The sequence below is a fragment of the Carboxydothermus ferrireducens DSM 11255 genome (genome assembly GCF_000427565.1).
GTDB classification, from domain to species: domain Bacteria; phylum Bacillota; class Z-2901; order Carboxydothermales; family Carboxydothermaceae; genus Carboxydothermus; species Carboxydothermus hydrogenoformans.
On sequence record NZ_ATYG01000044.1, the window covers coordinates 1 to 10,602 of the forward strand.

Annotated in this window: 8 protein-coding genes and 1 CRISPR repeat array; all 8 genes read right to left on the reverse strand. The window is 38.4% G+C overall.

All coding sequences use genetic code 11. The features are described 5' to 3' along the window. Positions 1-62 precede the first annotated feature (62 nt). A CRISPR array of direct repeats spans positions 63-1,484; the repeat unit is 30 nt; unit sequence GTTTCAATCCCAGAATGGTTCGATTAAAAC. 323 nt (positions 1,485-1,807) lie between these two features. Further along, positions 1,808-2,071, reverse strand: a complete 264-nt coding sequence (cas2, locus tag CARFE_RS0111895; protein ID WP_028052903.1) for a CRISPR-associated endonuclease Cas2 — start codon at positions 2,069-2,071, stop codon at positions 1,808-1,810. A gap of 1 nt (position 2,072) precedes the next feature. Further along, positions 2,073-3,065 (reverse strand): type I-B CRISPR-associated endonuclease Cas1b, encoded by a 993-nt coding sequence (gene cas1b / locus CARFE_RS0111900; protein ID WP_028052904.1) that lies wholly within the window; start codon positions 3,063-3,065, stop codon positions 2,073-2,075. Positions 3,066-3,075: 10 nt separating this feature from the next. After that, a complete protein-coding gene (gene cas4, locus CARFE_RS0111905) occupies positions 3,076-3,576 on the reverse strand; it encodes a CRISPR-associated protein Cas4 (RefSeq protein ID WP_011345040.1) in 501 nt (166 codons plus the stop codon). 84 nt (positions 3,577-3,660) lie between these two features. Further along, entirely contained in the window at positions 3,661-6,105 is a 2,445-nt protein-coding gene (locus CARFE_RS0111910; protein WP_028052905.1) for a CRISPR-associated helicase/endonuclease Cas3, read from the reverse strand. Then, positions 6,105-6,851 (reverse strand): CRISPR-associated protein Cas5, encoded by a 747-nt coding sequence (cas5, locus tag CARFE_RS15760; RefSeq protein WP_051250309.1) that lies wholly within the window; start codon positions 6,849-6,851, stop codon positions 6,105-6,107. Before cas5 ends, CARFE_RS0111910 begins: the two co-directional genes overlap by 1 nt. 16 nt (positions 6,852-6,867) lie before the next feature. Further along, positions 6,868-7,809, reverse strand: a complete 942-nt coding sequence (gene cas7b, locus CARFE_RS0111920) for a type I-B CRISPR-associated protein Cas7/Csh2 (protein WP_028052906.1) — start codon at positions 7,807-7,809, stop codon at positions 6,868-6,870. Continuing rightward, positions 7,810-9,750 carry a type I-B CRISPR-associated protein Cas8b/Csh1 gene (gene cas8b / locus CARFE_RS0111925; RefSeq protein ID WP_161625142.1) on the reverse strand — a complete coding sequence of 647 codons (1,941 nt, stop codon included), beginning with the start codon at positions 9,748-9,750 and terminating at the stop codon, positions 7,810-7,812. Between the two features lie 70 nt (positions 9,751-9,820). Further along, the coding region (cas6, locus tag CARFE_RS0111930; protein ID WP_028052908.1) for a CRISPR-associated endoribonuclease Cas6 at positions 9,821-10,602 on the reverse strand (782 nt) is incomplete at its 5' end.

The following is a 10,602-nucleotide window of genomic DNA, read 5'->3' on the forward strand; positions in this document are numbered from 1 at the left end:
TCAATCCCAGAATGGTTCGATTAAAACTTTTCCTTCCTAACCTGATGTGTTTCTGTATCGAAGTTTCAATCCCAGAATGGTTCGATTAAAACAAAGCAGGATTAGGGTTAATCAAAAAAGTATACAGGGGTTTCAATCCCAGAATGGTTCGATTAAAACGCAAACAAATAAACGAAAGAAGGAAGGTCAATGAGGTTTCAATCCCAGAATGGTTCGATTAAAACCTTACAAGGTTAAGATTCTTAACCTTGTAAGCTAAGGTTTCAATCCCAGAATGGTTCGATTAAAACTCATTATAAACCATAATTATTATGATAATATTAAGCGTTTCAATCCCAGAATGGTTCGATTAAAACCAGAAAAAGTGCAATACCTTTTTGTTAAGAAAATGTGTTTCAATCCCAGAATGGTTCGATTAAAACTAGCTTGTACCGGTGGTGCTTGAGACTGGTCTACGAAGTTTCAATCCCAGAATGGTTCGATTAAAACTCATAGAACCAGCAGCAACAGCAGCAACAGCAGCAAGTTTCAATCCCAGAATGGTTCGATTAAAACTAACCTTTACGTAAACTAAAACCACCACGTTCTGAGTTTCAATCCCAGAATGGTTCGATTAAAACTGTTAAGAAGATGTTAAGAGAATGTTAATTAATTGTGTTTCAATCCCAGAATGGTTCGATTAAAACGGATTACCGCCAGTCCCTTAACCCGGGGCGGAAATAGTTTCAATCCCAGAATGGTTCGATTAAAACCTAAAGGAGTATATGAAGGAGAAAAATATTTCAGAAGGTTTCAATCCCAGAATGGTTCGATTAAAACTAAGGTTTTTCAAGGTTTTGAAGGTTTAATATTCTCGTTTCAATCCCAGAATGGTTCGATTAAAACCTAACCTTTACAAAAGCTTTAGTATCATAAATTTTAGGTTTCAATCCCAGAATGGTTCGATTAAAACGAGGATGTGCTAAAGCAGTTAATCAATCGATAGGCAGGTTTCAATCCCAGAATGGTTCGATTAAAACAAGCTGCTACTGCATCGCCAACCGATTTCACAATTGGGTTTCAATCCCAGAATGGTTCGATTAAAACAAGTTTTGTTCTGATTTCTTGCCACTTATCCGGTAATTGTTTCAATCCCAGAATGGTTCGATTAAAACGACAATGTAGAGACAAATGATTATTATGTTATTCGGGTTTCAATCCCAGAATGGTTCGATTAAAACTTGATTAACCGGGAAAAGACTATCTTAGCTACTCGCGTTTCAATCCCAGAATGGTTCGATTAAAACAGAGGAAAGCAATACGCCTTGATGTGGGCGTTGAAAGTTTCAATCCCAGAATGGTTCGATTAAAACAAGAAAATCGTTTTCTTTAGATTGGGTATCTTGCCGGTTTCAATCCCAGAATGGTTCGATTAAAACGCAACGGTTAAGAGCAAAGCAAACCACCTTTTCATTGTTTCAATCCCAGAATGGTTCGATTAAAACCCATAATTAATTATAAAAGAAAAAGATTTTTAACGAAAGAAGAAGTTTACATTTTTTATGTGAATATTGGTGCATAGTGGCAAGTTTCCATCGACCACTTAATTCTCAAGGCTCAAAGGCTATTTTCACCCTTTCGTCGACCTCCCGGGATTTTGGGGCAACCGCAGGTCGACGAAAATCATTGTATATTTTTTAGTTTGTTTGCATAATTTTTTGTTTTTGCCGGAGGAATTTAAATCTTCTTGAAACATTTATTCATAGTATATGCACTTTTTTCGTCGACCTCAATGGGTAAAGTTCAATGTTTCACATACAAGGCACAATTAAAGCATATTGGTTTCACCTCCCTTCTGAATACCCAAAAGCTCCCGGGTAGAATATTTCATGGAACCAAAAATATAAAACAGCACTGAATCCTCATCTTGATTAATTATCTTTGAAAGTTCACCTTTTAACCGACGAAAATTTGCTTCGGTAATTTCTCCTTCCAAAACCGAGTTTTGTACCCAGTAAAGATATTTTCTCGCTGTTTTTAAGACTTTGGCGACTCGTTTTTGATTTACATCATAAACCAGGATGACAAACAAACTACCACCTCGAAACAAAAGGTTCAAATGTCTTTTCTCCCAGTAAATGCTTTTCAAGTTTATACAGCTCCAAGCGAATTAAAAAGCGGTAAGACACATCCCTTTTTAATTCGGGATGTTTAATAGTAGTTTTCAATTTTTCTTCAAATTCGGTAATAAAAAGTTTTTTCCCTTCAGTTGTTAGGGCAAAGCCTTCTAAACCCTTTTCAAAGTGCTCTTTTTTAATTTCTTTTCTACCAATTAAGGTAAAAATTGCCCGGTCAACAATAATTGGTTTAAAAATTTCTGCTATATCAAGATTTAAAGTAAAGCTTCGAAAATTGGTAGCATGAAGAAAGCCAATCCGCGGATCCAAATGGGTTTTATAAATTTCACTTAATACAGCAGAATAAAGTAAAGAATTACCAAAACTTATTAAAGTATTTAAATAATTTTGCGGAGGCCGACGGGTTCTTTTTTCATAAAAAAAAGTTTTATCCTGCAAAATTACGTCAAAAGCTTGATAATAGGTTTCCCGGATATTTCCCTCCAGGCCTAAAAGCTCATTTGGCTCTTTTGCTTCCGTTACCTTATTTAGATAGTTCTCAACTAACTCAACGTTACTTTCTACCTCTTTTCCCCGCTGGGCATAATACTTCAATACCTGCAAAATGTTGCGAGCACTACCTTTTACTATTGCCCGTCCTAAGAATATTCTCTTACTTTGATCGGAAAAATGCTCCGCTTGTTTTAAAATCATGTAGCCCGAATTATAATGCTCCCGTGGATAAAAAGTTCCCATGTAGTAACCGTAATGATTAAAATAATGAAGGATTATTTCGTTCTGGGATAAAAATTCCACAAGTTTTCGATTAAATTCCACTTCACCAAAAACAAAAATTTCCCCAACATCTTCCACCGGCAGGTACTTTTTGAGTCCTTCACTTTCAAAATAAAGAGTGTTTCCTTTTCGCTGCAATTTTCCATCAGAAAAAAGGTAGATTGCTTTACGCATTTCTCCCCTCCTATGCTACACAAAACTCAAGGTAAGCACATTTTTTACAAAAGGGAGTTTTTTGGTACGGCGGGGGTGTTTCTTGATAGATAATCCGCAAAATGTCTTTCTCCGCTGCAACAAGCTTTGCTTCATCTTCAGGAGTTAATCTTACCTTTTCGCGCTTCTTTTCTTCAGGGTACGATAACTCCCCGGCAATTTCGACGCCCCGCCTCTTAAATTCCAGTAAGTAATATAAAAGCTGCATTTTCGATGCTTCTTTAAACTTTGAGCTTTTCTTTATTTCATAAACCAAAAGCTCCCCGTCTTCACGGGTAATAAGGTCAATTTTACTTCCTCCAAGAACCATTTCCCTGACCCCCGGCTTCTTACTCTGGGCATGAATTACCCTGCCTAAATCCAAAAGTTCATTGTCTTCGTCGGGAGTAATCTTCCGCCCCATAAACCAGACCTGCCGGGGACAAATGTAGTAATACCAGATTAAAGTTCCGCCAATGCTAATTTCACTCATGTACCCTTCCCCTACAATATTTTTTAAATCGCGGGCAGAAGCCAGCCCTCCAATTTAATTAGCCGGCTGAAACCTGCCCTACCTTTATAAAATTTCAAATTCTTCCCGCCCCAGGGTTACCCGTTTAAACCCGGTTTCAAAGGAGTAATAATCTTCAAGATATTCTAAAGGCAACCGGAAAAGCGAACCTACCTGTTCCAATCCGCGGACATTGCTCTGATTTTTTTCCAAACCCGGAACGGAGATAATATACTGAGCAAGTTTTGTTTTTAGTTTTAAATAGTTTGTCCGCCGTTTCTCGTCATCATTTTCCAGGATTACACCTTTTTTATACTCTTCCCAGATCAATTTAGCTTCCTCATCAAGCTCCACAAAGACATCCACATAAAAAGGGATTTCCGAAATTAGTTTAAAATCACTTATACTGGGGCTGCCATCAGGAGCATCGGCAAAGGAAAGATTTAAGATTGCTTCTAACGTTTTCTTTCCTTGACTGTCGGATAAAAGTTTTTCTTTAGTAATCTTTAAAAAATACCCACCAATTAAATTTCCAAAGGCCTTTTCCTCTATTTCCCGGGCTTCTTCCAGTAATTCCCGGGTTTGTTTTAAGAGAACCGGACCGTAAATCCGGGTGCCAAAATCTTTTCCATCTTCGGTAATCAGGTTCACCAGGAAAACTTCTCCCCGGTCTTTCTGGCCGCTACGGTTACACCGCCCGGCTACTTGAATAACCGAATCCAAAGGCCCAGCATCCCGGATAACACAGTTTGCATCTAAATCCACTCCCGCTTCCACTACCTGGGTGGAAACTAAAATAAAAGGTTTATTTTGCTGGTTTAATTGCTTTACTGCCAAAAGCCTCTGGCTGCGTTCCTTGGGAGTAATGTTGGTTGAAAGATAAAATAAGGAAATCCCTAAATCCAGTTCTTTTATTTTCCGGTAAAGCTCAATGGAAGACTTTATTGTATTTACTACAATAAGATAGGACTTATCTTTACTAAATTTTTCCTTAAAACTTCGGACAAATTCAGCGATCGTCATTCTTTCCGGCAAATAAGAAAGCTTTACCCGATTTAACGCTGCAAACATTTCGGCAATTTCTTCTTCCGTCCCTGCCAGTTCAATACATTCTTCCGGCGAAAAAATTAAAGGTTTCGTTGCGGTCATTAAAATTACTTTACAGTCAAGTAATTTCACAGCCTGCAAAAAAATCTCCCGCACGGCTCCCCAGTATTCAAAAGGAATATTCTGTACTTCATCCAGTAAAATAATGCTTCCGGAAAGTTTATGAAATTTTTTAAGAAGCCGATTTTTAAAACCAAAAAAAGTATGAAAGAGCTGGACAAAAGTAGTAACGATAATCTCGCTATCCCAGCTTTCGGTAAATAAAAGAGCTTTTTCCACTTCAATTTCTTCCTTTTCCACCCGAAAAGAAAGATCCGCTAAATGATGGTGCTTTATAAGATACAGGCTTTCATTTTCTTGAAAATCCGTAACTTTAGTTTTTAAAATCTTTTTAATTACCTCAAAGTTCTGGTCAATAATTGAGGTAAATGGCAGAGCGTAGATAATCCTTGGCGTATACCCTTTTTGCTGTTTAACAAGTTCCCGAAGCTTAAAAGCAGCCCCCAAACCTGCCAAAGTCTTTCCACTGCCCGTCGGTGCAGTTAAGGAAAATATCTCCCCTTCAAAATGCTTTTCTACATTACTTATAACTTTCGCGAATAAATTTTGCCTTAAAGTATTTACATAACTTTTTTCCGCTCCTTGGGAAAGTTCTCTTTGATACTCCTCCACTAAGGCAAAAGAAAGTTCCTTGCGCCCAAACTCTTCTGAAATCCCCGCCGCGCTTTTTTTATCCGAGTCTATTAATAATGAGTAAAGGTACAGCGTTGCAAAGTAAAAAAGAAATCTAATTTCTTCCTCCTCCTCAGTCAAATCCTGATATAGCGTATAAAGTCTGCCAAGATAATCCTGATAATTTTGGCTAAATTCCACAAGGGGCAAATATTTAAATCCGTGTTTTTGCCAGAGCTCTTGATTTTCCCGGTCTATTTCAGGGTTTAATAAAAGGTCCTCTAACTGCATCTTTAAAATTTCCAGTTTATTTTTTAAACTTTCGTTGTAGACAGCATTTTCCCGCAGAGCTCTTTTGGAAGCAAGATTATTTAAAGGATGATCAAGATCGCCGTGATGCCTTAAAACCGCCAAAAAAATTAATAAGGCAAGGTACTGGTGAGACCCTTCAAAGTTTTCATTAAGAAACTGAGCAGAAGCCCATACCGCCGATAAAAAAGCATGGTGAGATAAAGGCCCTACCGCTTTTTTATTTACCAGATGGTCCTGAAAGTACGAGGTATATTTCCCAAAATCATGGCCAAGCCCTGCCGCTTTAAGGCTTTTTAAAAAAGCCTCCCGGTCTAAACCCGGAAGGCCTTGAAACTTTTTTACCATGCTGGCAGTAACTTCTTGCAAATGGTCCTTTAATAGTTTTTCTATCCCGATATCATAGTGCGAATAATAAAGCATCAAATCCCCCCTGGCTCTAAAAATAAAACTACATCCCCTAAAGAGTCAATCTGAAAGGCCGGCACTTTGAATCTACCGCTTACCTTTTTCCCGCCGATTTCATAAACCACAGAAGCCGTAGAGGCTATGGACCGGTCGGGATTAAAGGAAAAGGGCATTTTTTCTCTTAAATACCTTAAATCTTCACCATCAGGGGTAGAAAATAGAAGCTCTTCGTCCTTTAAAAGCTCAAGATTCACTACGGTATCTACAAAATTCGTTTCTAATGCTGTCCCCGGGAAGACACCCAGAAAATCAATTTTTGCTAAAAATTCGCTTCGCCCTAAATAAACGGGAAACTTTGGTCCCAGAGCAAGTTGTTTTGCCAATTCCTCCTGAAAACTCGGGTCATCATGGTAAAAGTATACCCGGTAAATAAGTTCTCTTCCCCGCACCGGCAAAATTATTTCAGTGGGTATCATCGTTGGCCCGCCGGAGCCATTAACTTCCCTAATTGTTTTTGTTCTTACAAATTTTACCGTCTGCATGATTTTCCGTACCGGTGTCATTAATCTCAAGGCATAGTGAGCTTCATTTCCGGTTAAAAGGCTATAATAACTATCTTTAGGTAGCCCCAGCACAGCCGCAATAATTCCCGCCAGCGTAGTTCTTGCGGGAAAAGCATAGCTTAAGGAAGAAGAGTTGGTATAAAACTTGCGAAAGTGGGCTGCAGGACCGCGAATTTCAAAAATTACTATTTTCCGCATTGCCTTCAGCCCTTTCTTAATAATTTAGAATACTTACCTTAGAATCCCCCAGCTTTTCCGCAAGTAATCGGGCAAAATTCTTTGCTTCCCCGTGATAGGTGGTTTTTAGATTATGGTCAAAATACATTAGAATCTTAATAATCTTCGGATTATTTTCGGCCAACAAATCAACAAGTTTCCCCGCTTCCAAAGCATAATCCGTGATATCCCTTAATCCTTCTTTCGGATTAACTTCAAGAAAGCTTCTAAAATCCCCTAGATAGGTAGTATCGTCTACATACTCCACTCGAAGATACAGCCTTGGATACTGGCCGATTTTACTCCGGGTGGCTAAAAGGGGAATGGCTTTAACAAATGCCTCATCTAATAAAGATAAGGTTTCCATATCTAATTGCGTAAACTTTGCCCGGTGCGCTGCCACAATCCCGTGAAAGGCAATTAAGGAGTAATACAGGCGGTAGTCTTTACCCATGGTTCCCTGTTCATTGCCGCTCGCACTGCTGAAGCGAGAAGTTATAGTGTTTGATTCCACTAACTCTACTTTGTTCAAAGAGTAGCCCCAGTTAAATTGGACGGGCCCGGTAAAGGTTAATGAACTTCCGCCGTCTTCGCTTTTAATGGGCATAGTTGCACCAAAAAGGCGAACATCGACAAGTTTTTCTAATAACACAGGCACATCGTCTTTACTTATGTTTTTACTTGTTTTACCAAGCAATTTTTCCAGCCTCTCGGTGGCGTTTACCGTTTCCCCTTCCACTTTGGCCACAAAAATTTCATACCCTTTTTCCTGTAAGTAATCCCGAACATAACGCTTTAGCCGGACATCGGAGACGAGATTGGTTTTAGTTTCATAATCCATCCGCGGCCGATTTTCATCATCGGGATCACCGTTGGGATTGGTAAGCTTGGCATCGTAGAGAAACAAAATTTCACTATTTGTTTTAATTAACTCACCCATTTACATCCCCTCCACTTCTAATTTTTCATTTTTGGCCCGGGATAAGATTTTCCCGGTAAGATAGCTGTAGCCGGATAAAAGATAAAACACATTTTCCTGATCCGATAAACTCCACCGGGGAATTTCCCGGTCTAAAAGCTTTTTCATACTGTTGTAGATTTTCTCGGTACTGGGATTTAACTTTTTGTACTGGAATAATTTATGGTGTACTTCATTGGCAAACGTTATTATTCGGCGCAAGCTCATTCCCTGATAAGTCAGTTTATTTAAAATGGCTTTATTGAGATTACTCTGATGCTGGGCAGAAGCTATTTCCCCCACCAGCACCCCCAGAAGGAACAGAGCAGCCTGCTGTGGTGTATAGCCCATTTCCCGGATGTACTCTAAGTCTTCAGCTTTTAAGTCTAACTCTAATTCCACCGCATCCACCTCCTTTGGCAGTATTTCAAGTTCCTGTAAAAATAAATTCAAAAGGTTAGCCCGAAGACAAGCTTTGGCCAGTTCAATTTCCTTATACTTTTCACTTCCCGGATTGACATTAAAACCTTCCTTGGTAAAGGCAAAAATTTTAAAAAGTTCAATATGCTGACGGATGATAAAGCTTTTTTCCACCGGGTGTCCGGTAAAAATGGACTCAAGTAAGTCTAAAAATTTCCGGTATTCAACGCTGGTTTTGCCTTTTTGCTGGGGAATCTGGTAGTAAATGCGGTTTAGGTTTAAAGAAAGTTCCGGCAGGAGCTGGTTAAAGTGTTTCTTGTAAACTTCATTTACTTTCTGAAAAAGCTGCAGGATTTTAAGAATACGACTGGGGGGAATGTCCTTAATAAGTTTTAGCACTTTAAATTCCGCTTTATTTTTTTGGTAAAACAAGAAATTAAAAATTAGCTGATTATAGATATTCCGATTTTCAAAATAGTCGCTAACCATTTCTTCGTACCCGGCAATCTCACTATAACCTTTAAGGTTGTTAAAACTATTATTGGTAAAATCCATCCATTTTTGAAATTGCTGCTTTTTTAAATTTACCGGGAAAAGGAAACCCGGAATGATGAACAGGTTTAAATTCCCAAGGCGGTTATTGAATTTGTTTTGAATAAAACTTTCAGCAATCAACAGTTTTTTATAACAATCAGGGCACAGTGAATAGTTTTTATAGAAGTTTTTCTTATCATGATTGCTGGCATAGCCAATTTTATCGGTAATATAGTACTTAAATTTTAACTTAGTAGTATCGGAGGTTATTGGACCAAAATTTCCACAAGCGTGGCATACCCCCTCTTCCCCGGCAAAAATATCAAAAACTTTTGCGGCTTCTACTTTTTCCTGGTACTCCCTGTAATCTACCCCTTTTTGCCCGTCAAAATAAACGGTATATAGAGCTATTTCTTTTTCACTTAGGCCAGTCTGTTCCTTAATCCACTTACTAAATTCTTTAGCTACCGCCTGGGCTAAATTTTTACCTTTAGGATTTTCTTTGATTAAGTCAAGTAATTTGCTGCCTTTGTATCCTGGCAGCATCTCCAGGTTTAAAATGTAGCGATAGCGGTTCTCGGCCCCATCCTTTACGCCGGTATCAAAAAAGTAAAGGTCTAAAACTTTTTGCACATTCTGGGCTAACTTCGACCCCTCGGGTAAAACCTCCAGTAAATTGGGAAGCGTTTGGGATACTAAAAAAGTAAGATTATTTGTCGTTAAATACCACTGAGGACTGCTACTTCCGTCAGCATTTCCAACCCATAGATATTCTCTTTCTGTTACTCCAGGGGTAATTTCCTTTGGAGTAATTTTTAAATGATTTTTGGAAGTGGAAAAATCAATTACTACTACATGCTGTCTCCTTCCCCCCTGTTCTTCCTCGATTTCCAGGCACAGGTTTTCAAGAAAACTTCCAGAAGCATGTTCAGTAGCAAGCCTCCCAACTTCCCGCACTGCTTCTAACACCTGATCACCTCCCTGCAATTTTTTAATTTTAATTATAAAAATAGATACCAAAAAAATTTTTCCAGTAAATTTACTCCACAAAACCAAAGCCCATACTGTTCTTTTCCCCAAAGCCTGCATAATAGCCCAGGCTTATTAACTCGGGATTTGTTTTAATTTTAAAAGGAGCACAAAGTCCCCGGATTTTTTGATCTTTGTAGGTTATTAAGCGTGTGGGAAGTTTTTCCTTAAAAAAACTTTCATCATAGGTAAAATCAAAGGTTGATATTTCAGGCTCCCGCCCATAATAAACCCGGTATTTATTGATAAGATTATTTAAAAGCTTTTCCCGGTATAAATCCCTATCCTCAACATAAGTAAGATAAGTTGGAGTAGTTTTTTCTTCATTTTTTACCGCCAGTACCAGAGGTGATTTAAGTACAAATATCTCTTCGTCTTTAAAATTTTTTAGTGGTAAGGGAACGATTTCCCTAATGCTTACAGGCAGATTGAGAAATTTAAAATTGCGAATCACCCAGAGGCCTGAAGTTAAATAATCAATAAACTCAGGTAGCGGAGATGATACCTTAAAACTTGCAAAGCCTGGAAAAACCACAATACCTTCCCGGATTGTTTTAAAGTTAGTAAAGCTTAAGGGAGAAAAAGTAAAAAATTTAAAGGTTTTTGTATTCTGGCGAAAACCTGTATCATGAAGGAAGGTCGCAAGTCTTTGAGATTCAGCCCCTAACCCACGGTAAATCAAAGCAGTTAAGGCATGCTGGTAATTATACGGTATGATGGCTTTTGCTTTAACGATAAGTTTAATTTCCGCCCGCAAGTAGTTCCCGCCTTTCTGTTTTTTTATAAAATTCT